At 69.5% G+C, this 25930-nt stretch carries 20 protein-coding genes, 1 tRNA gene and 1 pseudogene; 9 read left to right on the forward strand and 13 right to left on the reverse strand.

What is annotated here, in order from left to right:
• Positions 1–287: 287 nt before the first annotated feature.
• The 5 genes from E8D38_RS02665 to E8D38_RS02685 form a co-directional block, all read right to left on the reverse strand.
• Positions 288–1736: a methyl-accepting chemotaxis protein gene (locus E8D38_RS02665; protein WP_140626194.1), complete on the reverse strand. Its 1449-nt coding sequence runs from the start codon at positions 1734–1736 to the stop codon at positions 288–290.
• Positions 1737–1819: 83 nt separating this feature from the next.
• Positions 1820–2203 (reverse strand): DUF779 domain-containing protein, encoded by a 384-nt coding sequence (locus E8D38_RS02670; RefSeq protein WP_140626195.1) that lies wholly within the window; start codon positions 2201–2203, stop codon positions 1820–1822.
• Positions 2204–2321: 118 nt separating this feature from the next.
• Entirely contained in the window at positions 2322–3842 is a 1521-nt protein-coding gene (gene adh / locus E8D38_RS02675) for an aldehyde dehydrogenase (protein ID WP_140626196.1), read from the reverse strand.
• A 228-nt stretch (positions 3843–4070) separates the two neighbouring features.
• Positions 4071–4778, reverse strand: coding sequence for a tRNA (guanosine(46)-N7)-methyltransferase TrmB (gene trmB, locus E8D38_RS02680; protein ID WP_140626197.1), 708 nt, complete (start codon positions 4776–4778; stop codon positions 4071–4073).
• 70 nt (positions 4779–4848) lie between these two features.
• Positions 4849–4922: transfer RNA gene (locus E8D38_RS02685), tRNA-Gly, on the reverse strand.
• Between the two features lie 178 nt (positions 4923–5100).
• Here E8D38_RS02685 and E8D38_RS02690 point away from each other — a divergent pair.
• The 6 genes and pseudogenes from E8D38_RS02690 to E8D38_RS02715 all read left to right on the forward strand — a co-directional run bounded on the left by E8D38_RS02690 (position 5101) and on the right by E8D38_RS02715 (position 11437).
• Positions 5101–6744: a M28 family metallopeptidase gene (locus E8D38_RS02690; protein WP_140626198.1), complete on the forward strand. Its 1644-nt coding sequence runs from the start codon at positions 5101–5103 to the stop codon at positions 6742–6744.
• Positions 6745–6810: 66 nt separating this feature from the next.
• Positions 6811–6924 (forward strand): annotated as a pseudogene (locus tag E8D38_RS02695) (DUF2164 family protein); the annotation flags it as partial.
• A gap of 18 nt (positions 6925–6942) precedes the next feature.
• Entirely contained in the window at positions 6943–8079 is a 1137-nt protein-coding gene (locus E8D38_RS02700; protein WP_140626200.1) for a DNA alkylation repair protein, read from the forward strand.
• 124 nt (positions 8080–8203) lie between these two features.
• On the forward strand, positions 8204–9778 hold the full coding sequence (locus tag E8D38_RS02705; protein WP_140626201.1) for a phospholipase D-like domain-containing protein: 1575 nt from the start codon (positions 8204–8206) through the stop codon (positions 9776–9778).
• 126 nt (positions 9779–9904) lie between these two features.
• Positions 9905–11122, forward strand: coding sequence for a hypothetical protein (locus tag E8D38_RS02710; protein ID WP_140626202.1), 1218 nt, complete (start codon positions 9905–9907; stop codon positions 11120–11122).
• A gap of 3 nt (positions 11123–11125) precedes the next feature.
• Entirely contained in the window at positions 11126–11437 is a 312-nt protein-coding gene (locus E8D38_RS02715; RefSeq protein ID WP_140626203.1) for a hypothetical protein, read from the forward strand.
• A 34-nt stretch (positions 11438–11471) separates the two neighbouring features.
• On the opposite strand, the gene E8D38_RS02720 is transcribed toward E8D38_RS02715, so the two are convergent.
• The 8 genes from E8D38_RS02720 to gabT all read right to left on the reverse strand — a co-directional run bounded on the left by E8D38_RS02720 (position 11472) and on the right by gabT (position 20759).
• Positions 11472–12389 (reverse strand): aspartyl/asparaginyl beta-hydroxylase domain-containing protein, encoded by a 918-nt coding sequence (locus E8D38_RS02720; RefSeq protein ID WP_140626204.1) that lies wholly within the window; start codon positions 12387–12389, stop codon positions 11472–11474.
• Positions 12390–12459: 70 nt separating this feature from the next.
• Entirely contained in the window at positions 12460–13938 is a 1479-nt protein-coding gene (locus E8D38_RS02725; protein WP_140626205.1) for an NAD-dependent succinate-semialdehyde dehydrogenase, read from the reverse strand.
• Between the two features lie 107 nt (positions 13939–14045).
• On the reverse strand, positions 14046–15002 hold the full coding sequence (speB, locus tag E8D38_RS02730; RefSeq protein WP_140626206.1) for an agmatinase: 957 nt from the start codon (positions 15000–15002) through the stop codon (positions 14046–14048).
• Positions 15003–15008: 6 nt separating this feature from the next.
• Positions 15009–15833 (reverse strand): ABC transporter permease, encoded by an 825-nt coding sequence (locus E8D38_RS02735; protein ID WP_140626207.1) that lies wholly within the window; start codon positions 15831–15833, stop codon positions 15009–15011.
• Positions 15834–15840: 7 nt separating this feature from the next.
• Complete coding sequence (locus E8D38_RS02740) at positions 15841–17100, reverse strand: ABC transporter permease (RefSeq protein WP_246099325.1); 1260 nt, start codon at positions 17098–17100, stop codon at positions 15841–15843.
• 159 nt (positions 17101–17259) lie between these two features.
• Entirely contained in the window at positions 17260–18285 is a 1026-nt protein-coding gene (locus tag E8D38_RS02745) for an ABC transporter substrate-binding protein (protein ID WP_140626208.1), read from the reverse strand.
• A 39-nt stretch (positions 18286–18324) separates the two neighbouring features.
• Positions 18325–19464 (reverse strand): ABC transporter ATP-binding protein, encoded by a 1140-nt coding sequence (locus E8D38_RS02750; RefSeq protein WP_140626371.1) that lies wholly within the window; start codon positions 19462–19464, stop codon positions 18325–18327.
• Complete coding sequence (gene gabT, locus E8D38_RS02755) at positions 19464–20759, reverse strand: 4-aminobutyrate--2-oxoglutarate transaminase (RefSeq protein WP_140626209.1); 1296 nt, start codon at positions 20757–20759, stop codon at positions 19464–19466. The genes E8D38_RS02750 and gabT overlap by 1 nt, the downstream gene beginning before the upstream one ends.
• 156 nt (positions 20760–20915) lie before the next feature.
• Here gabT and E8D38_RS02760 point away from each other — a divergent pair, with 156 nt between their 5' ends.
• From E8D38_RS02760 to E8D38_RS02770, 3 genes are all read left to right on the forward strand, one after another.
• A complete protein-coding gene (locus tag E8D38_RS02760; RefSeq protein ID WP_140626210.1) occupies positions 20916–22331 on the forward strand; it encodes an aminotransferase-like domain-containing protein in 1416 nt (471 codons plus the stop codon).
• Between the two features lie 108 nt (positions 22332–22439).
• A complete protein-coding gene (alaS, locus tag E8D38_RS02765; RefSeq protein ID WP_140626211.1) occupies positions 22440–25067 on the forward strand; it encodes an alanine--tRNA ligase in 2628 nt (875 codons plus the stop codon).
• A 25-nt stretch (positions 25068–25092) separates the two neighbouring features.
• Positions 25093–25710, forward strand: coding sequence for an NMCC_0638 family (lipo)protein (locus E8D38_RS02770; RefSeq protein WP_140626212.1), 618 nt, complete (start codon positions 25093–25095; stop codon positions 25708–25710).
• Positions 25711–25930 lie beyond the last annotated feature (220 nt).

Genomic DNA, 25930 nt, shown 5'->3' on the forward strand with positions numbered 1-25930 from the left:
GCCCTGAGGTATCGAAGGGCCGCCATCAAGCGTCGAAGGGCTTCGATACCTCAGCCCGAACGGAGAGTGGCTGTGCGCCATGGCCGGAACCCCCGATTCATTCACCGCGGAGGCGCGGAGGACACGGAGGACCGCAGAGAAGATGTGTTCCTCCGCGGTGAAGGTATTCGGCGCCTCGCGCGCGAACAACAGCCCCTCGTTCGCCCTGAGCTATCAAGGCTCCGCCCGAACGAAGAGGGGCTGTGTCCGCGGCCGGAACCCTCGTTCATTCGGCCTCTCGACGGCTGCTAGGCCGCGACCCGCCGCAGAGAAAACACGTTCACCACCTCCACCAGCCGCTGCGCCTGCTCGCGCAGCGACATCGACGCGGCGCTGGACTGCTGCACCAGGGCGGCGTTGCCCTGGGTCATCTGGTCGAGCCGGGCGATGGCGGTGTTGATCTCGGCGATGCGCTGCGACTGCTCGCCGGCCGACGTGCTCAACTCGGCGATCAGCGTGGTCACACGGCCGATCGCTGCTTCGATTTCGCCCATCGAGCTGCCGGCCACCTCGACCAGCTGCGCGCCGTCGCTGATGCGCTGCACCGACGCCTGGATCAGCGCCTTGATCTCGCGGGCCGCCTGGGCGCTGCGCTGCGCAAGCTGGCGCACTTCGCCGGCCACCACCGCAAAGCCCCGGCCGTGCTCGCCGGCGCGGGCGGCCTCGACCGCGGCATTGAGCGCGAGGATGTTGGTCTGGAACGCGATGCCGTCGATCACGCCGGTGATCTCGGCGATCTGGCGCGACGAGCTGGCGATGTCGTTCATGTGGCCCACCACCTGCGCCACCACCTCGCCGCCGCGGGTGGCCGCCTGGGCGGCGCTGCCGGCGAGCTGGTTCGCCTGCTGGGCCGAGCTGGCGTTGTGGCGCACCGACTCCGTGATCTGCTGTACCGAGCTCACCGTCTGCTGCAGGCTGCTGGCCGCCTGCTCGGTGCGCTGGGCGAGGTCGCCCTGGCCGCCTGCGATCTGAACCGCCGCTGTGCCGATGGCGTTGCTGGCGCGGTCGACGTCGCCGATCGCCTGCGCGATGCGGCCGAGCGCACCCTGCAGCAGCACCGCCGCCGCAGAGCTCGCGCTGGCGCCGGCATGCGCATCGAGTGCAAGGCGCTCTCCCTGCTGCAGCCGGCCCACCAACTGGTGCAGCTCGTGGGCCTGCACGGCGTCGCGCCGCATGCGCAAGCCGATCACGATCTCGAAGCCGGTCTGCACGATCACATAGCCGGCATGCAGCCACACCAGCGCGAAGTCGGGCTGGGTCATGCAGTAGACCGGAAAGCCCAGCGCCTGCAGCCGGTCGAAGGCCAGGTGGTGCACCGCGATGGTCACGGCGCCGACCACCAGCGGCAGCCAGTCCCGGTAGAGCAGCAGGAAGGCCAATGACACGAACACGCCGAAGTGGAACTCGACGCGGCCGGCGCCAAGCTGGATGTGCAGCGCTACCGCAGCCATCAGCAGCACCGGGTAGCCGCAACGCGCCAACAGGCTGCCGCGCGCCAGCGCATAGAGCGCCACGCCGGGCAGGAACACGGTCGCGGCGCCCGCCAGCGCGAGCGAGGCCTGGCCTAGCCAGGCGCCCAGCGCAACGGCCATGAGCGCGGCCAGTGCGAGTGCAGCCAGCATCCAGCGGTCGGCTTCGCGGCGCAGGCTTTGCAGGTCGAGCGCGGGGGCGGCGCTGGACACGGTGGTCGGGGACATGACGGCTCCCTGCGTTTGTTGTGCTGGTCGCCTTTGTCGGCTGTTCGTCGGCCGACTTGAGGGATATCAAGAAGCGATGAGGGTTAACCCTGAACCTTGCCGGCCTGCACGAGCTGCCGCCATTCGGCGTCTTCATACAGCCGCGAACGGGTGAGGAAGCGCTGCCCGAGTGGCCCCTCGAGCGAGAACATGCCGCCGCGGCCGGGCACCACGTCGATGATGAGCTGGGTGTGGCACCAGTATTCGTACTGCGGCGCACTGATGAAAAACGGCATGCCGCCGATGTGGCCGAGCAGCCGGTCGCCGTCGCCGACCTTGAATTCGCCGTCGGGGTAGCACATCGGCGCGCTGCCGTCGCAGCAGCCGCCGGACTGGTGGAACATCACCGGCCCGTGGCGTGCCGTGAGGGTGGCGATGAGGGCAAGGGCGGCGTCCGTGGCAGTGACCTGGGGGACGTCGGTGGTCATGTCTGCCCCTCGTCCGTCGGGTACGCCGGCCGATCCCCCGGGGGGATGCGGGCCGGCTTGGGAGCGGCCCGGCGCTCGGCCCGCTGGAGTGTCTGCCCCTCGCGCATATCCCGAGGTGTCAGAAGAAGCCCAGCGGCTGCTCGCTGTAGCTCACCAGCAGGTTCTTGGTCTGCTGGTAGTGGTCGAGCATCATCTTGTGCGTCTCGCGGCCGATGCCCGACTGCTTGTAGCCGCCGAAGGCCGCATGCGCCGGATAGGCGTGGTAGCAGTTGGTCCACACACGGCCGGCCTGGATGCCGCGTCCCATCCGGAAGGCGGTGTTCATGTCGCGGCTCCACACGCCGGCGCCCAGGCCGTAGAGCGTGTCGTTGGCAATGGCCAGCGCCTCGTCCTCGTCCTTGAAGGTGGTCACCGAAACCACCGGGCCGAAGATCTCTTCCTGGAAGATGCGCATCTTGTTGTGGCCCTTGAAGACGGTGGGCTTGATGTAGTAGCCGTCCTTCAAGGCGCCGTCGAGCAGGTTGCGCTCGCCGCCGATGAGGCACTGCGCGCCTTCCTGCTTGCCGAGGTCGAGGTAGCTCATGATCTTTTCCATCTGCTCGCTGCTCGCCTGAGCGCCGATCATGGTGCTCTTGTCCAGCGGGTTGCCCTGCTTGATGGCGGCCACGCGCTTCAGCGCGCGTTCCATGAACTGGTCGTAGATCGACTCGTGGACCAGCGCGCGGCTGGGGCAGGTGCAGACCTCGCCCTGGTTGAGGGCGAACAGCACGAAGCCCTCGACCGCCTTGTCGAGGAAGCCGTCGTCCTTGGCACACACGTCGGCAAAGAAGATGTTGGGCGACTTGCCGCCCAGCTCCAGCGTCACCGGGATGATGTTCTGGCTGGCGTACTGCATGATCAGCCGGCCGGTCGTGGTCTCGCCGGTGAAGGCGATCTTGGCGATGCGGCTGCTGGTGGCCAGCGGCTTGCCGGCCTCGATGCCGAAGCCGTTCACGACGTTGAGCACGCCCGGCGGCAGCAGGTCGCCGATCACTTCCATCAGCACGAGGATGGACGCGGGCGTCTGTTCCGCAGGCTTGAGCACGATGCAGTTGCCGGCCGCCAGCGCCGGCGCCACCTTCCAGGCGGCCATCAGCAGCGGGAAGTTCCACGGAATGATCTGGCCCACCACGCCCAGCGGCTCGTGCAGGTGGTAGGCGAAGGTGTTGTGGTCCACCTCGCCGATCGAGCCTTCCTGTGCGCGGATGCAGCCGGCGAAGTAGCGGAAGTGGTCGATGGCCAGCGGCACGTCGGCTGCCATCGTCTCGCGGATGGGCTTGCCGTTGTCCCAGGTCTCGGCGGTGGCGAGCAGCTCGAGGTTCTGCTCCATCCGGTCGGCGATGCGGTTGAGGATGTTGGCGCGCTCGGTGGTGGAGGTGCGGGCCCAGGCCGCCTTGGCCGCATGCGCAGCGTCGAGCGCGCGTTCCACGTCCTCGGCGCTGGAGCGCGGGATCTCGCAGAAGGCCTTGCCGGTGACGGGCGTGATGTTCTCGAAGTATTCGCCCTTCGCGGGCGCGACCCACTGGCCGTTGATGAAGTTGCCGTAGCGCTTCTTGAAATTGACTTCGAAGCCGAAGCGGCCGGGTTCGAGCATGTCCATGTCTGTCTCACTCCTGCGGATGCGCCCCTCACACTGGCAGCACCGGCGGGGCAGGGCGTTAGGGCTGCTGCGTGAGCGGGTTGCCAGCGGCGTGCCAGAGCGCGCCGGGCCGGCGGCGGCCTTGCAATGGGCGGGGGAGCGAGGGCTAGTACCGACGCGCAGGCGCACGCCGGGCGGCGGTTGCTGCAGGAAGGAGCGGTGGCTGTGACAGCGCGCTGCTGCGCTGTGTCACAGCCCGGCGCGGCGCTCGAACACGAGGTCCCAGACGCCGTGGCCCAGCTTCAGGCCGCGGTGCTCGAACTTGGTGAGCGGCCGGTAGGCCGGCTTGGGCGCATAGCCCGGCGCGGTGTTGCGCAGCGACGGCTCGGCGCCCAGCACCTCGAGCATCTGCTGGGCATAGGGCTCCCAGTCGGTGGCGCAATGGAGGTAGCCGCCGGGCCTGATGCGCGTCACGAGTTCGGCCACGAAGGGCGGCTGGATGAGGCGCCGCTTGTTGTGGCGCTTCTTGTGCCACGGGTCGGGAAAGAAGATGTGCACGCCGGCCAGCGAGCCGGGCGCCACCATGTGCCTGAGCACCTCGACGGCGTCGTGCTGCACGATGCGCAGGTTGGTGAGGTGGTCGTCGCCGATGCGCTTGAGCAGCGCGCCCACGCCCGGCTCGTGCACCTCGCAGCCGATGAAGTCGGTGCCCGGCAGGGTCTTGGCGATCTCGGCGGTGGCGCCGCCCATGCCGAAGCCGATCTCGAACACCACCGGCGCCTCGCGGCCGAACACGGCCGGGTAGTCCAGCTGTTCTTCCCGGAAGGGCAGCACATAGCGCGGGCCGAGCTCCTGCAGCGCCCGCTGCTGGCCGGTGCCCATGCGGCCGGCGCGCAGCACGTAGCTGCGGATCGGGCGGTGCGGCGGTGGCTGCTCGGACGGGTCGGTCGGGCTCATGGCGGGGGACAACAGGCTGTGGCACAAGCGACAAAGGGCCCGTGCGCGGGCCCTTTGTCTGGTGTTCGGCTGGAGCGGGTGAAGGGAATCGAACCCTCGTATGAAGCTTGGGAAGCTGCCGTTCTGCCATTGAACTACACCCGCAGCAGGCCGCGAGTTTACGCGATCGGGCCGGCCGCCCCGCAACAGACGTATCAACGGTTTGAGAACGCAACCGCGCTGCCTACACTTGCGGGGTTCTTCGCCTGGCTGTGGAGGATGTTGCTGCCGCGGTCTCGTCAAGACGCAACGGGAGGGGCGTTTCGGCAATCCGGAGGACGGCATGGACACCATGCTTCGAGACCCCATGCGCAGGCTGCGCATGGGGCTGGGCGTTTCAACCATCGCAGGCGCTGCCATGCTGCTGGCATCGTGCGGCGGCGGCAGCAGCAGCAACAACAGCGCGCAGCCCGACGCGGCGGCGCAGGGCGAGGCCCGGCTGGAGCCGCTCACCAAGGCGGCGGCCGAGTCGACCGCTTCGGCCGCGACCTGCAGGCAGCGCGCCAACGACAACTTCAAGAAGCTGCTCGAGTGCGTGACGCTCGACGGCGTGCGCCGGCATCAGGCGGCCCTGCAGGCCATTGCCGACGCCAACGGCGGCACACGGGCCTCGGGCACGCCGGGCTACGACCAGTCGGTGGCCTATGCCGAGCGGGTGCTGCGCGAGGCGGGCTACCTCGTCACCCGGCAGGAGTTCCAGTTCCAGACCTTCGTGTCTTTGACGCCCAGCGTGCTGGAGCGGGTGTCGCCCGCGCCGGCCGCGCCGCTGGTCAACACCATCCTCGGCTACTCCGGCAGCGGTGATGTGACGGCCGACGTGACGGCCCTGCCGGGTCCTGCCGCCGACGCCACGCCCGGCTGCGAGGCCAGTGACTTCGCCGGCTTTCCGGCGGGCCGCATCGCGCTGGTGAGCCGCGGCGGCTGCACCTTCGCCGCCAAGACGACCAACGCGGTGAATGCCGGGGCGGTGGGCGTGGTGATCTACAACAACGCCACCGGCAATGTGAACGGCACCCTCGGCCCGGACTTCACGCTGGACGTTCCGGTCACCTCGGTCACGCAGGCGCTCGGTGGGGAGCTCGCCGCCACCGCCGGCCTGCGCCTGCGCCTGAAGACCGACACCTTCCGCGGCATCGCCACCACCGCCAACGTGCTGGCCGAGTCCCGCGAGGGCCGTGCCGACAACGTGGTGATGGTCGGCGCCCACCTCGACTCGGTGGATGAAGGCCCGGGCATCAACGACAACGGCTCCGGCGTGGCCGCCATCCTCGAGACGGCGGTGCAGATGGGCAAGGTGAAGCCGCGCAACAAGGTGCGCTTCGCGCTGTGGGGGGCCGAGGAGTCCAGCCTGGTCGGCTCGACCTACTACGTGAACAACCTGCTGGCCGAGGAGCGCTCGCGCATCGCGCTGTACCTCAACTTCGACATGATCGGCTCGCCCAACCACGTGTTCTTCATCTACGACGGCGACGATTCCGACCAGGTGGGCGCGGGCCCCGGCCCGGAAGGCTCGGCCAACATCGAGAAGGCCTTCGAGCTGTACTACATGGTGCGGCACATCCCGTACAAGGGCACCGACTTCTCCGGCCGTTCCGACTACGGGCCGTTCATCGCGGTGGGCATCCCGTCGGGCGGCCTGTTCACCGGCGCCGAAGGCGTGAAGACGGCCGAGGAAGCCACCCGTTGGGGCGGCACCGCGGGGACGGCCTACGACCCCTGCTACCACCAGGCCTGCGACACCTACGACAACGTCAAGACCTATGCACTCGACGTGAACTCGGACGCGGTGGCGTATTCGACGCTGATGTTCTCGATGAGCACCTTCTTCGTCAACGGCGAACTCGGCCCGGGCTTCTTCAAGGGTGAACGGGCGGCGCAGAAGGTCGGCCCGATGAAGGGCCACCGCGACCCGCCGCAGGAGCGCTGAGCACCGGCGCGCACGGGCAGGCGCTGCGGTATCGTTGCCGCTTCGCTTTTCGCGCGCCTGCCCGCCATGAGGATCGAGATCAGCAAGGAAGCCCGCACCGAGGCCATCGCCTCCATCGAGCGCCATTTCCGCGAGAACATGGACGAGCCGATCGGCAACATCGCCGCCGGCGCTCTGCTGAAGGCGCGCTGAAGACGCATGGCCGCCACCGCCGAAGGCAGCTACGCGCTGAAGGACGGCTTCTCGCTGTCCACCGTGGAAGGCATCGCGCGGCAGGTCAAGGCTGCCGCGCCGCGTTTCGATGCCGCAGCCTTCACTGCCGGTTGCATGCGGGGTTTCGAGGAGTTGAGCCTGATGGCCCGGGTGCGCCGTGTGGCCGAAGTCCTGCAGCAGGCCCTGCCGCAGGATTTTGCGGCGGCGCTTGCCGTCGTCGAGAAGGCGCTGGGCCCGCCGCCCACCCGCAGCCCGGAAGGCGAGGGCATCGCCGCATTCGGCCGGGCGCCCTTCCTGGAGTTCGTGGCGCTGGCGGGGTTGGCGCAACCCGACGTTGCGCTGCCGGCGCTGCAGCGGCTGACGCGCCACTTCACTGCCGAGTTCGCGATCCGGCCTTTCCTCGAGCGGCATCTCGAGGCCACGCTCGCGCAGGTGCAGCACTGTGTGCATGACGACGACTGGCGGGTGAGGCGGCTGGCCTCGGAAGGCACGCGGCCGCTGCTGCCCTGGGGGCGGCATGTTGCCGCCTTGAAGCAGGAGCCGCAGCGCTGCCTCGCACTCATCGGCCCGCTGGCTGCCGACGTGTCGGAGGTGGTGCGGCGTTCGGCCGCCAACCACCTGAACGACGTGAGCCGCCTCGACGTGGACCTCGCGCTCGACCATGCGCAGCGCTGGGCCGCCGGCGCCGGCGAGGCGGGGCGGCAGACGGTGCGCCATGCGTTGCGCACGCTGGTGAAGAATGGCGATGCGCGCGCGCTCGGGCTGCTGGGCTACCACGTCGGGGCGAGCGTGAAGCTGTCGAAGTTCAAGTGCAGCAGCAGGCGGGTGCGCATCGGCGACACCATCACGCTGTCGTTCGAGCTGCAGTCGCAGGCAGCGGAGCCGGTGCTGGCCTGCGTGGACTATGCGATCCGCTATGCCGGTGCGCGCGAGGGCGCCGATCGCTGCAAGGTGTTCAAGGGAGCCCACCTGCAGCTGCTGCCGGGCCGGCCGCAGCGCATGGAGTTCCGGCGCGACTTCGTGCCGCGTACCACGCGCAGGCTCTACCCGGGCCGGCATGTGGCGCAGGTGCTGGTCAACGGCGCGGTGCTGGGTTCGTTGAGCTTCGAGCTGCTGACCTAGGAGCAGACCCGACGCGGGACCCTCTCTGCCGCACAGCTCCGAGGGGCGGTGCAGGCCCCGTCGCACAGCGCCTCTTCTCCTCGGCCTACAGCCGCCGTCTTGCGCAGGCGGCTAGATTGCCTGCATGGACTCCAACCAGTTCGCGTGGTGGTTTGCGCGGGCGGTGCTGGCCCCGCTGGGCCTTCTGGCCTCGGCCGGTTGTGCGAGCCTGCCACCGCCGGTGGACAAGCCGCCGGTGCGGGCCTTTTCCGAGCCGCAGGCCACCCCTCTGGGCCGGCAGGTGGCGGCCGCCGCACCAGGACCTTCCGTGTCGGGCTTTCGAATGCTGCTGGCCGGCGAGGATGCCTTCGGTGCGCTGGCGGTGCTGGTCGACCGGGCGCAGCGTTCGCTCGACCTGCAGTACTACATCGTGCGTGACGAGGAGTCGTCACGTGTACTGTTGCGGCGCGTGTTCGCGGCCGCCGAGCGCGGCGTGCGGGTGCGGGTGCTGGTGGACGACCTCAACACCTCCGGCGAGGAGGACCTGCTGCTGTGCCTGGAGCGCCACGCCAACATCGAGGTGCGCCTGTACAACCCGTTCCCGATGGGGAGGTTCTCCACGATCAGCCGTGTCGTCGCCTCCGCCACCGACGCTGCCCGCATCAGCGCGCGCATGCACAACAAGATGCTGGTGGCCGACAACGCGCTGGCCGTCACCGGGGGCCGCAACCTGGGCGACGCTTATTTCGTGCAGAGCAAGGAGAGCAACTTCCTCGACCTGGACCTGCTGGTGGCCGGGCCGGTGGTGCGCAAGCTCTCGGCCTCATTCGACAGCTTCTGGAACAACGACCTGGCCTACCCGATCGGCAGCCTCGTCAAGCGCGAGCCGAAGTGCAGCGGGCCTGAGCCGGTGCATGCAGGCGAGGCGGCTGCGGCCGCTCCGGTGGCGGCTGCGCCGGCGCCGGTCGGCACGCTGACGCAGGAGCTGCTGCGCAATGAACTCAAGCTGGTGTGGGCGCCGGCCACGCTGCTGGCCGACAAGCCGTCGAAGATCACCAGCGAAGGCCAGCCCAGCGACGCCGAAACCGTGTCGGACGACATCGAGGAACTGCTGCGCTCGGCGCGTCGCGAGGTGATCATCGTCTCGCCGTATTTCGTGCCGGGCGAGCAGGGCATGGCGCTGGCCCGTGAGCTCAAGCGCCGCGGCGTGAAGCTGCGGGTGCTGACGAACTCGCTGGCGGCCACCGATGCGCCCGCGGTTCACATCGGCTATGCACGCTACCGCCCGGAGCTGCTGAAGCTGGGGGTCGAGCTCTTCGAGCTGCGGCCGCAGCTCGGCACGCTGCGCAGCAAGGTCGGATCGTTCGGCTCGTCGCAGGCCAGCCTGCATGCGAAGGCGCTGGTGATCGACCGCAGCGTGGTGCTGGTCGGCTCGATGAACATGGACCCGCGCTCGGCCAACCTCAACAGTGAGATCGGACTCGTGCTGCGCAGCGCGCCGCTGGCCCAGCAACTGGTGAAGCTGTACGACGACGTGAGCCAGCGCAGCAGCTACCGGGTGGTCCTGGGCAGCAACGGCGGCAAAGGCCGGCTGCAGTGGATCGACGATCACGACCCGGCCAAGGGGCCGGTCACCTTCGAGCGCGACCCGCAGGCGGGCGTGGGCCTGCGGCTGCTGCTGTGGCTGCTGACGCCGATCGCGCCTGAAGAGATGCTGTAGGCGTACGTCGTTTCGCCGTGCATGGGTTCGCGTCACTGCCCAGCGGGCAGGGCCCTGCCTGCAGCATGCATGCCATTGGGGCCCCGAGCGTTGTCGGATCAGGGGCTCCAGGCAAAGGAGAGCCAAGTGAAGATTTCAGGCCGCGTCGACCTGCGTCAATTGACGGGTGCAGAGGCGATCAAACCGGGCGCGACGAGCAGCCCGCAGGCAAGTACCGGGACCCGTCACGCCACGGGCGGCACCGGGTTCAACCTGCTGGGCAAGATGGCGGGCCATGCCGCCGAGATCCTCAGTGCCAAGCTGCGCGGGCTCACGGATGCGGTCGTGCAGGAGGCGGTCGGCTACGTCAAGTCGGCGGTCACGAACCTGGCGTCTTCGGTGGCCGCGGCCACGTTCGGTGCCCATGCCCGCCCTGCTGCGGGCAGCGGTGCATCCGGCGGCGCTGCAACGCCGGCCGATCCGGCGCTGTCGCCCGTGCGGGCGAAGCTGCCGCCGATCGAGCGCCCCGCGGTCGCCATGCCTGCGCCGCTCGCGCTCGAGGCCGCGCCCCAGCAACCGCCGCGAACCATCGCGCAGGATCCCGGCTTCGGCGCGGCCTTCGACAAGTGGGTCGCGGACAACAAGTTCGAGAGTCCCAAGGCGCCCGCCGCGGCGCCTGCACCGCAGGCGGGCCTGTCGCGCCTGGAGCAGGATCCCGGGTTCAGCGCGGCCTTCGACAAGTGGGTCGCGGACAACGGGTTCGACAAGGCCAAGACGTCCACGCCTGCGTCACCCCAGCCAGGCTCGGCTGCAGCCCAACCGACGCCTGCTGCCCAACCGACGCCTGCAGCCCAGCCGACGCCTGCTGCCCAGCCGGCGCCTGCTGCCCAGCCGAAGCCTGCCGCCCAGCCGATGCCTGCCGCCCCGGCTGGTGATGCCGCGTCTGCGCTGCTGAACCGCAAGCAACCCCTGAACGAAGCTCAAGCAGAACTCGCCGGGATCATGGCTGCGATGGCCGGCTCGCGGGCGCAGGTCAAGCCCCCGGCTGCCGACGGCAAGGACTCCCCGCCGAAGGCAGCCACGCCTGAGGCGGCCACCACGGCGGCCCCGCAAGGCAAGGTCTACACGAATCCGCAGGAATTCGCGCGTGCACTCGACAAGTGGGAGCGCGACAACCATTTCGACTACGACAGGCCCATGCCGCGCGACCACGTTGCCGAGCCGATGCCGCAGCTGCTTCGGCCCGGGAACGCCTCTTCCGGCGCCGCTGCGGGCGGCACGGCGCCCTCTGCCGCAGAAGCTGCTGCGCAGCAGGCGGCCGAACGAGCCGCGCACCAGGCGGCGATCAACAACAACTACCGGTGAGCCATGAAAGACGATCAAGCTGCGGATCCGCGCGCCATGCTCCACCATGAGCTCGAGCAGATCGTGTCTCGCGTCGCATCGATGCTGGCTGCTGCGGCCGCACCCGCGCCTGCGCCGAAAGCCCCGGCTGGCGGCCTGAGCGCGCTGCGAGAAGCGGCCGAAGCACGCCGCGAAGCCGTGATGGAACACCGTGAACTCGCCATGGAGCTCGTCATCGGCGCGTTGCTGAACGAGGGCAACACGGACTGGGACCCGCGCGATCCGGCCAGCTGCCGGGCCACCTATGAAGGCAAGGTCGTGCAGGCGTTGAAGTGATCGAAGCCAGCGCCTGAACCCGCCCTGGCTGGGTTCAATAGAAGATCGCGAACAGCACGCCGATGATCAGCGCCCACTTGCCGACGTAGTAGGCGGTGCGGTTCTTCGCCTTCAGCTCCTTCGCCGAAGCGCGGACCTTGTAGAAGTGGAAGAAGAACTTGTTGAGCGCGCCCACCGGTTCGCCCTCGACGTTCTGCGTGGCCGAGGCGGTCATGACCACGCGGGCGAACAGGCGGTTGAACCAGCGCAGCGGCGCCAGGTAGAGCGGGCGCTCCACGTCGCAGAACAGGATCACCCGCTGGTGGTCGGTGGTGTTCTCGGCATGGTGGATGTAGGTCTCGTCGAACATCACCGCCTCGCCGTCCTTCCAGTGGTAGCGCTGGCCGTCGACCTCGATGTAGCAGGCCGGCGAGTTGGGCGTCACCAGACCCAGGTGGTAGCGCAGCGAGCCGGCGTACGGATCGCGGTGGCGCACCAGCCGGCTGCCGGGCGGCAGCGAGGCGAACATCGCGGCTTTCACCGTCGGGATGCCGGCCAGCAGCTCCACCGTCTTCGGGCACAGTGCGCGCGCCGACGCGAGGTCGTTGCCATACCACTTGAGGTAGAAGCGCTTCCAGCCGGTGCGGAAGAACGAGTTGAAACCGATGTCGTTGTAGGTCGAGGCGGCCTTGATGTGGCCTTCGTCGTTGAGCTTCAGGGCCTCGTCACGGATCACCTGCCAGTTCTGCTGCAGCACTTCGAGCTCCCTGAACCGCTTCGGGTCGAGGTAGGCGGTGGCCGGCGCGCGCGAGAACAGGTACATCAACGCGTTGAAGGGGGCCAGCAGCACGGTGAAGTCGGTGAGAGCGCGCACGAGGCCGAAGCGCACCTTGCCGCGCAGGTGCACGTACAGCGCCGAGGCGATGAAGATGATCAGCACCCAGTGCCGCGGTGCCAGCGTCCATGCTTCCATACGTATTCCATTCCTCCAGCATCCTCGTGCGGACGCCGATCCGCGCTGCTTGCTGCTTGCTGGCTGCTTGCTATTTGTTGATGTCACCCAGGCACAGGTACTTCGTCTCGACGTAGTCTTCCATGCCCTGGTGGGAGCCTTCGCGGCCGAGCCCCGACTGCTTGACCCCGCCGAACGGCACCTCGGCCACCGAGATGAGGCCGGTGTTGATGCCGACCATGCCGTACTCGAGCGCCTCTCCCACGCGGAAGATGCGGCCGACGTCGCGGCTGTAGAAGTAGCTGGCGAGCCCGAACTCGGTGGCATTGGCCAGGGCCACCGCTTCGGCCTCGGTCGCGAATTTGAACACCGGCGCGACCGGGCCGAAGGTCTCTTCCCGCGAACACAGCATTTCTGAATTCGCATCAGCCAGCACCGTGGGCTCGTAGAAGCGGTCGCCCAGCTTCTTGCCGCCGGTCACCAGCTTCGCCCCCTTGGCGAGCGCGTCGGCCACGTGGCGCTCCACCTTTTCGAGGGCCGTGTCGTCGATCAGCGGACCCTGGTTGACCCCGGCCTCGAAGCCGTTGCCGACCTTGATGGACCGGGTCTTCTCGGCCAGCTTCGCGATGAACGCGTCGTACACGCCTTCCTGCACATACAGGCGGTTGGCGCACACGCAGGTCTGGCCGGCGTTGCGGTACTTGCTGGCGAGCGCGCCTTCGGCGGCACTGTCGAGGTCGGCGTCGTCGAACACGATGAAGGGCGCATTGCCGCCCAGCTCGAGCGACAGCTTCTTGATGGTCGGGGCGCACTGCTGCATCAGGATGCGGCCCACCTCGGTGGAACCGGTGAACGACAGGTGCCGCACCGTGTCGCTGGCGCACAGCACCTTGCCCACCGCGATGGAGTTCTGCCCGTCGGCCGTGACGATGTTCAGCACGCCGGGCGGCATGCCGGCCCGCAGGGCCAGCTCGGCCACGGCCAGGGCCGACAGCGGCGTCTGCTCGGCCGGCTTCAGCACCACCGGGCAGCCGGCGGCCAGGGCCGGCGCGACCTTGCGGGTGATCATCGCGATCGGGAAGTTCCACGGCGTGATGGCCGCGCACACCCCGATGGCCTGCTTGATGACCAGATAGCGCTTGTTGTTGTCGGTGGTCGGGATGGTCTCGCCGTAGACGCGCTTGGCCTCCTCGGCGAACCATTCGATGAAGCTCGCGCCGTAGACGACCTCACCCCTCGCTTCGGCCAGTGGCTTCCCCTGTTCGGCCGTCATGATGCGGCCGAGGTCGTCGGCATGCTGGTTCAGCAGCGCGAACCACTTCATGAGCACCGCGGCGCGCTCCTTGGCGGTCTTGGCGCGCCAGGCCGGCCAGGCCTTGTCGGCCGCAGCGATGGCCGCCTCGGTATCGGCCGCCCCCAGGTTGGCCACGTCGGCCAGCCTGGCCCCGGTGGCCGGGTCGACCACGTCGAAACGGGCGCTGCCCGCGACCCATTCGCCGTTGACCAGGGCATCGGTCTTGAGCAGGGTCGGATCCTTCAGTGCGGCCAGGGGGGAAGTCTTCATGTCCATGAGGTCTCTCTATGGTGGGTTCGGCTGCGCGCGGCAGCCGGGGAATTTACCGCGCCGGGGGCGGGGCCGCAGACAGGGGCCGACAAGGCCCCGGGGCAGGCTGCTTTTCAGCGGCAGGGCACGCCGGGCATGACGCACAGCATCTCGTACAGGAGGTTGGCTCCCAGCAGGGCCGTGTTGCCCGAGGGGTCGTACGGCGGCGCCACCTCGACGAGGTCGCCCCCGACGACGTTGAGGCCGCGGCAGCCCCGCACGATCTCCAGCGCCTGGGGCACGCTCAGGCCGCCGATCTCCGGCGTGCCGGTGCCGCCCGCGAAGCTGGGGTCGATGCCGTCGATGTCGAAGCTGATGTAGACCGGGTGCTGCGGGCCGAGGCGTTCGCGCACCTGTGCCATCAGCGGCGCGAGCGAGCGGTACCACACCTCGTGGGCCTGCACGACGGTGAAGCCCTGCGCGCGCGGCCAGTCGAAGTCGTCGGCCGCATAGCCGGTGCCGCGCAGGCCGATCTGCCAGACCTTGTCGCAAGCGAGCAGCCCTTCCTCGACTGCGCGGCGGAACGGCGTGCCGTGCGCGAATCGCTCGCCGAACATCTCGTCGTTGATGTCGGCATGGGCATCCACGTGCACCAGCGCCACCGGGCCGTGCCGGCGAGCCACCGAACGCAGGATGGGCAGGGCGATGGTGTGGTCGCCGCCCAGCGTGAGCGGCCTGCAGCCGTGGGCCAGCACGTCGTCGTAGAAGGCGCTGATGATGGCCAGCGACTTGTCGAGCGAATAGGTGTTGATGGGCACGTCCCCCAGGTCGGCCACCTGCAGGCTGTCGAACGGGGCCGCGCCGGTGGCCATGTTGTAGGGCCGCAGCAGCGCGGACTCGGCGCGGATCTGCCGCGGCCCGAAGCGTGCGCCGGCGCGGTTGGAGGTGCCGATGTCCAGAGGCACGCCGATGAAGGCGGCGTCGAGCCCTTGCGCCGAACTCGCCGCGGGCAGCCGCATCATGGTGGCCAGGCCCGCGAAGCGGGGCATCGCATTGCCGCTTTGCGGCTGGTTGGGCTGGGCGGTTTTCATGGCAGGTCAGCGGCGGCGCCCGCGCAGCCATTCCAGCACCAGCAGCAAGCTGGTGGTGAAGACGATGAGCAGCGTGGCCACCGCGGCGATGGTGGGCGAGATGTTCTCGCGGATGCCGGTGAACATCTGGCGCGGCAGCGTCACCTGCTCGGGGCCGGCGAGGAAGAGCGTGACCACCACCTCGTCGAACGAGGTGGCGAAGGCGAACAGCGCACCCGAGATGACCCCCGGCGCGATGACCGGCAGCGTGACCCGGAAGAACGTGGTGAGCGGCGAGGCGCCGAGGCTCAGGCTGGCGCGCACGAGGTTGTGGTTGAAGCCCTGCAGCGTGGCCAGCACGGTGGTGAGCACGAAGGGTGCGCCGAGCGCGGCATGCACGATGACGAGGCCGGTGTAGCTGTCGGCCAGGCCCAGGTTGGCGAAGAACAGGTAGGTGCTCACGCCCACCACCACGATGGGCACCACCATCGGCGCGATGAGCACGCTCATCAGCAGCCCCTTGAAGGCGAACTGCGTGCGGGCCAGCCCCACCGCGGCAGCGGTGCCCAGCACGGTGGCCAGCAGGGTGGCGGCTGGCGCGACGACGAAGCTGTTGCGGGCGGCGCGGCCCCACTCGGCCGACGTGAAGAGGTTCTCGTACCACTTCAGCGAAAAGGCCGGAATCGGATAGGCCAGGAAGGAGCTTTCGCTGAACGACAGCGGAATGATCACGAGGATGGGCGCGAGCAGGAACAGCAGCACGCCCGCGCAGGCCGCGCGCAGCGCCCACCAGCCGAGCTTGTCCAGCGGCGTGGCATAGGCAGGGAAGACGGGCACCCACTTGTTGTTCATGGCCGGTTCATCCCAGGCTGAGTTCGGACTTGACGACGCGGCGGTACACCGCGTAGAGCACCAGCGTGGCGACCAGCAGCACCGCGCCCAGCGCGCAGGCCATGCCCCAGTTGACGGTCACGTTGGTGTACTGCGCGATGTAGTAGCTCAGCATCTGGTCGTCGGCGCCGCCCAGCAGCGCGGGGGTGACGTAGTAGCCGATGCTGAGGATGAACACCAGCAGCGCCCCTGCGCCGATGCCGGGGTAGGTCTGCGGCACGTAGACGCGGAAGAAGGCCGCCAGGGGCGCGCTGCCCAGCGACACCGCGGCGCGCAGGTAGGTGGGCGGCACGCTCTTCATCACGCTGTACAGCGGCAGGATCATGAAGGGCAGCAGGATGTGCGTCATGGCGATCACCACGCCGGTGCGATTGAAGAGCAGCGCGAGCGGCTCGCTGGTGAGGCCCAGCGCCATGAGGCCGCGGTTGACCAGCCCTTCGGACTGCAGCAGCACGATCCATGCGGCCACGCGCACCAGGATGGAGGTCCAGAACGGCACCAGCACCAGCGTCATGAGCACGTTGGCGCGGCGTGCCGGCAGCGTGCTCAGCCAGTAGGCCAGCGGATAGCCGAGCAGCAGGCACCACAGCGTGACCACGGCGCTGATGCCGAAGGTGCGCGCCAGGATCGCGCCGAAGGCGCGCTGCCCGGGCTCCACCCGCTCGACCTCTCCCTGCGCGTTGCGCCGCAGGTCCAGCGAGGCCAGCAGGTAGTCGGGCGTCCAGCGCGAGCCGTTCTTGGCGATCGCCTGCCAGTACTTCGGCTCGCTCCAGCGCTCGTCCACTTCCAGCAGCCGGGCCTTCACTTCGGCAGGCGAGCCTTCGAGGGGCAGCGCCTTGTAGGCATTGAGCACCAGCGAGCGCGCGCCGGGCGTGTCGCTGTTGAGCCGGCGTGCGAGTGCGCCGGCATCGGCGCGGTCGGGCAGGGCCGCCAGGTCGGCGGCCAGGGCGGCCAGGGCGGCGAAGGCGGCAGGCCCCGGCGTTTCGTTGCGCCCCCAGCCCTGCAGCGCCACCACGGTGCGCGGCAGCGCATGGGCGACCTCCGGGTTCTCGACCGCGCGCTTGAGCAGCGCCGCGATGGGCACGATGAAGGTGAGCAGCAGGAACAGCAGCAACGGCAGCACGAGCAGCAGCGCGCGCAGCTTGCGCCGCCGCTCGGCGCGGGCCAGCGAGCGGCGCAAGCCCTGCGGGCTCGCCATGGCGGGAAGCGCAGGCGCCAGGGTGGTCATGACGACACCCCGTCCGCCGAGCGCGGCGGCCACCCCTCCTGGAGGGGGGCGGGCCTTGCTTGGGGGCGGCCCGGCGCGGCGGCCCGGAAGGATGTCCGCCCCTCGGCCGGCAGGTACGCCGGCCGATCCTCCGAGGGTGACACAGGGTGTCTCATGGGCTTACTGGGTGGCCCAGGCGGCGAAGCGCTTCTCGAGCTCCTCGCCCTGGTCGGCCCAGAACTTGAGGTTGAACTGCAGCGCGTCCTTCGAGTTGGCGGGGGCGGTGGGCAGGTTGCTCAGCACCTTGGCATCGAGCTTGGCCAGGGCCTTGTTGTTGGTCGGGCCATAGGCGATGTGCCGGGCGTATTCGGCCTGGGTGTCGGGCTGGCTCGCGAAGGCGATGAACTTGAGCGCGGCGTCCTTGTTGGGCGTGCCCTTGGGGATGACCCAGTAGTCGAGGTCGTAGATGCCGCCTGTCCAGCTGATCCTGAGGTTGCGGCCCTCGCGATTGGCGGCGTCGATGCGGCCGTTGTAGACGGTGGTCAGCGCCACGTCGCCGGCCACCAGGAATTGCGGCGGCTGGGCCCCGGCCTCCCACCACTGGATGCTGGGTTTCAGTTCGGTGAGCTTCCTGAACGCGCGCTCCGCGCCGTCCTTGGTGGCGAGCACCTTGTAGACGTCGGCCGACTTCACGCCGTCGGCCATGAGCGCGAACTCGAGGTTGTAGCGGGCCCCCTTGCGCATGCCGCGCTTGCCGGGAAACTTCTTCGTGTCCCAGAAGTCGGCCCAGCTCCTGGGGCCTTCTTTCAGCTTGTCGCCGTTGTAGGCCATCACGGTGGACCAGACGAACACGCCGATGCCGCATTCGGTCACCGCCGCGGGCAGGAAGCTGGCCTTGTCGCCGATCCTGCTGTAGTCGAGCTTCTCGAACAGGCCTTCGTCGCAGCCGCGCGCGGCATCGGGCGACTCGACCTCCACCACGTCCCAGGTCACCTTGCGGGTCTCGACCATGGCCTTGATCTTGGCCTGCTCACCGTTGTATTCGACCGGCACCACCTTGATGCCGGTCTTCTCGAACGGCTCGTAGTAGGCCTTCTTCTGCGCATTGGCGTTGGCGCCGCCGAAGTTCACGACGGTGATCTGCTGCTGGGCAAGTGCCGGCAGGGCGAGCATCGCGACAGCGGAGAACAGCAGGCTCTTTTTCATCGACAGGCTCCTTGGAGGGCGGGTGGGGAAAGGGGAGGGTCAGACCGCGTAGATGCGCGTCTGCTCGGGCGGCAGTTCCAGCCAGACGGCATCGCCCGGCCGCGGCGCGGGCGCGCCGGCCAGCGGCTGCTTCACCGTGGCCTCGGGCTGGCCTTCGCCCAGGCTGCACAGCAGGCGCAGGTGGTCGCCGTAGTAGATGACGCCGCTCACGCGGGCCTGCAGCACGTTGCTGCGGTCGGCGGGCGCGGCAGCGTGCAGCACGATGCGCTCGGGGCGGATGCCGGCCTCGACCTGCGCACCCACGGCGCTGCCGTTGACGTTGGCGCCGGTGATCACACGCCCGTCGGGCAGCACGATGCCGCAGCGTTCGTCGTCCGCGGCGCGCACCGTGCCCTTGAGGAAGGTGCTGTCGCCGATGAAGCCGGCGACGAAGCGGTTGGCGGGCGTCTCGTACATGCGCTCCACCGGATCGATCTGCTGGATGGCGCCGTCGTTGAACACCGCCACCCGGTCGCTCATGGTGAGCGCCTCGCCCTGGTCGTGCGTCACGTACACGAAGGTCACGCCCAGCTGGCGGTGCAGTTCCTTCAGCTCGATCTGCATGTGTTCGCGCAACTGCTTGTCCAGCGCGCCCAGGGGCTCGTCCATCAGCACGAGCTGCGGCTCGAAGACCAGTGCGCGCGCCAGGGCCACGCGCTGCTGCTGGCCGCCGGACAGCTGGGCCGGGTGGCGATCGGCCATGCCCTGCAGCCGCACCATGTCGAGCGCGCGTGCCACGCGCTCGGCCTGCTCCTGCTTCGACGCCTTGCGCACGCTCAAGGGGTAGGCCACGTTCTGCGCCACCGTCATGTGGGGGAACAGCGCGTAGTTCTGGAACACCATGCCGAAGTGGCGCCGGTGCGGCGGCGTGCGCGTGATGGGCCGGCCGGCCAGCTCGATCTCGCCCGCGGTGGGCGACTCGAAGCCCGCCAGCATCATCAGCGTGGTGGTCTTGCCCGAGCCCGAAGGGCCGAGCAGCGTGAGGAACTCGCCGGCGCGGATGTCGAGGTCGAGGTGGCGCACGACCAGCTGCACGCCGTCGTAGGTTTTCTGCACCCCGCGGAACCGCACCAGGGCTTCGCGTTCAGGCTGCGCGGCAGGGGCGAGGGCGGCTTCGGCGGCGGACCCGTTGGCGGCCATCACCGTGCCACCGCGGCGAAGCTGTCTTCGAGGATCTGCAGGCCCTCGGCCAGCAGCGTGTCGGGCGCGGTCAGCGGCACGAGGATGCGGATCACGTTGCCGTAGCTGCCGCAGGACAGCAGGATCAGCCCGCGGCGCGCCGCCTCGGCGACCACCCGCCGCGTGAGCTCGGCATCGGGTCGCGACACATCGCCGCCCCGGCCGAGCTCGATGGCGACCATGGCGCCCAGCCCGCGCACGTCGACGATGGCCGGCACCCGGGCGGCCAGGCGCCGCAGGCCGGCCTTCAGCGCCTCGCCCATGGCCTGCGAGCGCTGCAGCAGCTTCTCGTCTTCGAAGGCCTTGAGCACCGCCAGCGCCGCGGCACAGCCGATGGGCGAACCGGCATAGGTGCCGCCCAGCCCGCCGGGGCCGGGGGCGTCCATCACGTCGGCGCGGCCGACCACCCCCGAGATCGGGAAGCCGCCGGCGAGCGACTTGGCGGTGGCGATGAGGTCGGGCGCCACCGGCCACTGCTCGCTGGCGAACCAGGTGCCGGTGCGGCCGGCGCCGGTCTGCACCTCGTCGGCGATGAGCAGGATGCCGTGGCGGTCGGCCAGCGCCTTCAGGCCGGCGATGAACTCGGGCGGAGCCACGTAGAAGCCGCCTTCGCCCTGCACCGGCTCCACGATGAAGGCGGCGACCCGGTCGGCCTCGATGTCGTTCTTCAGGAGGGTTTCGACCGAAGCCAGGGCGTCGTCCACGCTCACGCCGTGCAGCGTATTGGGGAAGAGCGCATGGAACACCTCGCCCGGGAAGGGGCCGAAGCCGCTCTTGTAGGGCGCCACCTTGCCGGTCAGCCCCAGGGTCATGAGCGTGCGGCCGTGATAGCCGCCGGTGAAGGCGATGACACCGCCTCGGCGGGTGTAGGCGCGAGCGATCTTCACCGCGTTTTCCACCGCCTCGGCGCCGGTGGTGAGGAACAGCGTCTTCTTGTCGAAGGCGCCGGGGGCCAGCGCATTCAGCCGCTCGGCGAGCTCGACGTAGGGCTCGTAGGCCACCACCTGGAAGCAGGTGTGGGTGTAGCGGTCGAGTTGCTCGCGGACGGCGGCGACCACGCCCGGGTGGCAGTGGCCGGTGTTGAGCACCGCGATGCCGCCGGCGAAGTCGATGTAGCGCCGCCCCTCGACGTCCCACAGCTCGGCGTTGCCGGCGCGGCTCGCAAAGATCTCGTGCGCCTGGCCGACCCCGCGCGGCACGGCGGCGCGGCGGCGGGCCATGAGGGCGGCATTGGTCAATTGGGCTTCGCGTTGCATGGCGACATGTCTCCCGTGGTCCGATGCCATGCACTCTAGGCGGCCGACCCGGGCGATACCATGTACACGGCGCCGGCGCTTGCAGTGCACTGTGCAGGCCGGAACCCCTGTACGGGATGACCCTAAGGCGCCCCACGCTGGTGCCCACGGAGAGCGATGTTTACCCTCAACCCCACGTCCCCGATCCCGCTGGTCACCCAGATCGTCGACGGCCTGCGCCGCTTGATTGCCGAGCAGGCCCTGAAGCCGGGGGCCAAGCTGCCGTCGATCCGCAGCTTCGCGGCCTCGCACGGCGTGAGCGTGTTCACCGTGGTGGAGGCCTACGACCGCCTGGTCGCGCAGGGCTGGCTGGTGTCGCGCGCCAACGCGGGCTTTTTCGTGAAGCGGCGCGCGGGCGACGCGCCGGCGGCGGGCGAGGGCCTGGGCAGCGACCCCCGCTTCGACGCGCGCTGGTACCTGCAGCAGATCTTCGAGTCGCGCAACCTGCCGCTGAAGGCCGGTTGCGGCTGGCTGCCGCAGGACTGGCTGTTCGAGGAAGGCGTGCGGCGCAGCCTGCGCCACCTGGCGACCGACGGCGTCGAACTCGGCGGCTATGGCCTGCCGCACGGTCACATGGCGTTGCGGCTGCTGATCGCCGAGACCCTGGCCGAACGGCAGATCGCGGTGGGCGCGGAGCAGGTGCTGCTGACCCAGGGCTCCAGCCAGGCGCTGGACCTGGTGGCCCGCCAGCTGCTGAAGCCGGGCGACGTGGTGCTGGTGGACGAGCCCGGCTACCCGAACCAGATGTTCATGCTGCGCTTTTTCGGCGCGCACCCGGTGGGCGTGCCGCGCCTGCCCGAGGGCTACGACCTGCCGGCGCTGGAGGCGCTGCTGGTGCAGCACAAGCCCAAGGCCTTCTTCACCCAGCCGCGGCTGCAGAGCCCAACCAATTCGGTCACGCCGCTGGCGCAGCTGTTCCGGCTGCTGCAGCTGGCCGAAGCCCACGACCTCACGCTGGTGGAGAACGACCTCTATGCCGACCTCGACCCGGAGCCGCGCCCCTCGCTCGCGAGCCTCGACCAGTTGCGGCGGGTGGTGCACATCGGCAGCTATTCCAAGACCATCTCGCCGAACCTGCGGGTGGGCTACGTGGTGGCCCGGCCGGAGCTGCTGGACAACCTGGCCCAGCTCAAGATGGTGTCGGGCCTCACCTCGTCGGACCTCACCGAGCGCCTGGCCTTCGGCGTGCTCACCGAAGGCCGCTGGCGCAAGCACCTGAAGTCGCTGCGCGACCGGCTGGCGCAAGCGCATGGCCAGGTGGCCGCCAAGCTGGGGGCGCTGGGCTTCGAGCTGTTCCACGAGCCGAAGGCGGGGCTGTACCTGTGGGCGCGCCACCCTGACCTGACCGACAGCGCCGAGCTGTCGCGGCTGGCCGCGGCAGAAGGGGTGATGCTGGGCCCCGGGGAGCTTTTCCTCGTGTCGCCGCACCCGACCGGCTGGCTGCGCTTCAACGTGGCCTTCAGCCACGACGAGCGGCTCTACGGCTTCCTGGCCGCGCAGATCCAGCTGCATGCGCAAGGCGCCGCCGCCTGAGCGGCCGGGGACTCCCGGCTGCCTCGGCGGGAAGGGGCCGCTTCCTATAATCGCCCGTTACGCCGCGCCCCTGCGGCACACCCACCACGCGCTCCACGAGAGAACCGGATGAAAGCCGCAGAGATCCGCAACACCTTCCTGAAGTTCTTCGAGTCCAAGGGACACACCATCGTGGCCTCGAGCCCGGTGGTGCCCGGCGACGACCCGACGCTGCTGTTCACCAACGCCGGGATGAACCAGTTCAAGGATGTCTTCCTCGGCTTCGACAAGCGGCCCTACAACCGCGCCACCACCGCGCAGAAGTGCATCCGCGCCGGCGGCAAGCACAACGACCTCGAGAACGTGGGCTACACCGCGCGCCACCACACCTTCTTCGAGATGCTGGGCAACTTCAGCTTCGGCGACTACTTCAAGCGCGACGCCATCCAGTACGCCTGGGAGCTGCTGACCGTGCACTTCAAGCTGCCGGCGGCGAAGCTGTGGGTCACGGTGTATGCCGAGGACGACGAGGCCTACGACATCTGGCACAAGGAAGTGGGCGTGCCGGCCGAGCGCATCGTGCGCATCGGCGACAACAAGGGCGCGCGCTACGCCTCCGACAACTTCTGGATGATGGGCGACACCGGCCCCTGCGGCCCGTGCACCGAGATCTTCTACGACCACGGCGAAGGCATCCCCGGCGGCCCCCCGGGCAGCCCCGACGAGGACGGCGACCGCTATATCGAGATCTGGAACAACGTGTTCATGCAGTTCAACCGCGACGAGGCGGGGGTCATGCACAAGCTGCCCAAGCCGAGCGTGGACACCGGCATGGGCCTGGAGCGCATCACCGCGGTGCTGCAGCACGTGCATTCCAACTACGAGATCGATCTCTTCGTGGCGCTGCTGGCGGCGGCCAAGCAGGCGGTCGACGCGGCCGGCGCCGGTGACTGCGACAAGGAGTCGCCGTCGCTGAAGGTGATCGCCGACCACCTGCGCGCCTGCACCTTCACCGTGGTCGACGGCGTGATCCCGAGCAACGCCGGCCGCGGCTACGTGCTGCGCCGCATCGCCCGCCGCGCCATCCGCCACGGCTACAAGCTGGGCGCGCGCAAGCCGTTCTTCCATTCGCTGGTGCCCGCGCTCGTCGAGCAGATGGGCGAGGCCTACCCCGAGCTGCGCCAGAACGCGCAGCGCGCGATGGAGGTGCTCAAGCAGGAGGAAGAGGGCTTCTTCCGCACCATCGCCAACGGCATGGAGATCCTCGAAGGCGCGCTGGCCGGCGGCACTCGGGTGCTCGACGGCGAGCTGGCCTTCAAGCTGCACGACACCTACGGCTTCCCGCTCGACCTGACGGCCGACGTGTGCCGTGAACGCGGCGTCTCGGTCGACTCCGCCGGCTTCGATGCCGCCATGAACCGCCAGCGTGAGCAGGCCCGCGCGGCCGGCAAATTCAAGATGGCTGCCGGCCTCGAATACAGCGGCGCGCCGACCACCTTCCACGGCTACGAGCAGCTCGCGCACGAAGGCGCCAAGGTCACGGCGGTGTACGTGGACGGCTCGCCCGTGCAGAGCGCCAAGTCCGGCGACGACGCGGTGATCGTGCTCGACCACACGCCCTTCTACGCCGAGTCGGGCGGCCAGGTGGGCGACACCGGCGAGCTGCGCAACAACAGCTCGCGCTTCATCGTCGAAGACACGCAGAAGGTGCAGGCCGACGTGTTCGGCCACCACGGCCGCGTGGTCGAAGGCTCGGTCTCCGTCGGCGACACGATCAACGCCAAGGTGGACGGCGAGCAGCGCGCCAAGACCGTGCGCAACCACAGCGCCACCCACCTGATGCACAAGGCGCTGCGCGAAGTGCTGGGCGCCCACGTGCAGCAGAAGGGCTCGCTGGTCAACGCCGAGCGCACCCGCTTCGACTTCGCCCACAACGCGCCGATGACCGACGAGCAGATCCGGGCGGTGGAAGCCAAGGTGAATGCCGAGATCCTGGCCAATGCCAGCACCGAGGCCCGCGTCATGCCGATCGACGACGCCCAGAAGCTGGGCGCGATGATGCTGTTCGGCGAGAAATACGGCGACAGCGTGCGCGTGCTCGACATCGGCAGCAGCCGCGAGCTGTGCGGCGGCACCCACGTGCACCGCACCGGCGACATCGGCCTGTTCAAGATCGTGGCCGAAGGCGGCGTGGCCGCCGGCGTGCGCCGCGTCGAGGCGGTGACCGGCGACAACGCGCTGGCCTACCTGCAGCAGCTCGAGTCCACCGTGGGCGGCGTTGCCGGCGCGCTGAAGGTCACGCCGACCGAGGTGCCGGCCCGCGTGAGCGCGGTGCTGGAGCAGGTGCGCTCGCTCGAGAAGGAGCTGGCCGCGCTCAAGGGCAAACTGGCCTCGGCCCAGGGCGACGAGCTGCTGGCGCAGGCCGTGGACGTGAAGGGCATCAAGGTGCTGGCCGCCACGCTGCAGGGCGCCGATGCCAAGGCCCTGCGCGAGACCATGGACAAGCTCAAGGACAAGCTCAAGTCGGCGGCCATCGTGCTGGCCGCGGTGGACGGCGGCAAGGTGCAGCTGGCGGCCGGCGTCACGAACGACAGCATCGCCAAGGTCAAGGCGGGCGAGCTGGTCAACTTCGTGGCCCAGCAGGTGGGCGGCAAGGGCGGCGGCAAGCCCGACATGGCCATGGCCGGCGGCACCGACGCGACCCGGCTGCCGCAGGCGCTGGCCTCGGTGCAGGGCTGGGTCGCCGAGCGCGTTTGAGCGCGCCGGCCACAGGTCGCTGCCGATGACGCCCGCCCTGGCGCGCCCCGTGCGGGCGCTTTTCCTGGCGCTGCTGTGCCTGCCGGCCGCGGCGCAGCTGGTGCCGCTGGCCGGCGAAGCGCCGCGCCCGGCCCCGGCCCCCGAGGCGGTGGCGCGTGTCTTCGTCGAAGCCTGCGTGCTCACCGAAGGCGACCAGACCGCCGCGGTGGACTGGGCGGTTTCGAACGGCTTCGATCCGCTGGATGTGCTGTCGCCGAACGTCGAGCCGCTGCTGGCCGGCAAGCCGGGCACGGCCCTGGCGATGCCCGGGCAGCCGGTGTGGCTGGTCACGGCGACCGGCGGCCCCTGCACCGTGTGGGCCGAACGCACCGCCGGGCCGGCGCTGCACATGGCCTTCCAGCAGGCGGTGTCGCAGCTCGTCGGCAAGGGGGCCAGGGCCGAGATGACGCTGGAGCGCACCATCGAGCGCGCCGGCGCCTGGCGGCGCCAGGTGCAGTGGCGCTACCGCCGCGTCGGCGGCTCCCAGGACTACGGGTTGGGCGCGGTCACCACGCTGGGCGAGCAGCCGGGCGCCCAGGCGCTGCACCTGGAACGCCTGCCGCCCGCGGTGCAACGCGATCCGGACGGCCTGCCGCGACGCTGACAGGTCGCAGGCCCCCGCACCTGTCAGCTTTGACAGTTGGATGGTGGTCGCCGGCCCCCTATTCTTCGGCGCCTGAGTTGGCGACGAATCGAGCCACCATGGGTCGCAGGGAGGTGACCGCTCTGGGCATGCCGAACCCGGCGGGGCGGCTGCTTTCATGGTGTGTCTCAGTAGCGCCAGCTTGGATCACAACAAGTCCATGGTGCTTGAAACGGATACC

Origin of the sequence: Methylibium rhizosphaerae, from assembly GCF_006386545.1 — a bacterium.
In the GTDB taxonomy this organism is placed as follows: domain Bacteria; phylum Pseudomonadota; class Gammaproteobacteria; order Burkholderiales; family Burkholderiaceae_C; genus Pseudorivibacter; species Pseudorivibacter rhizosphaerae.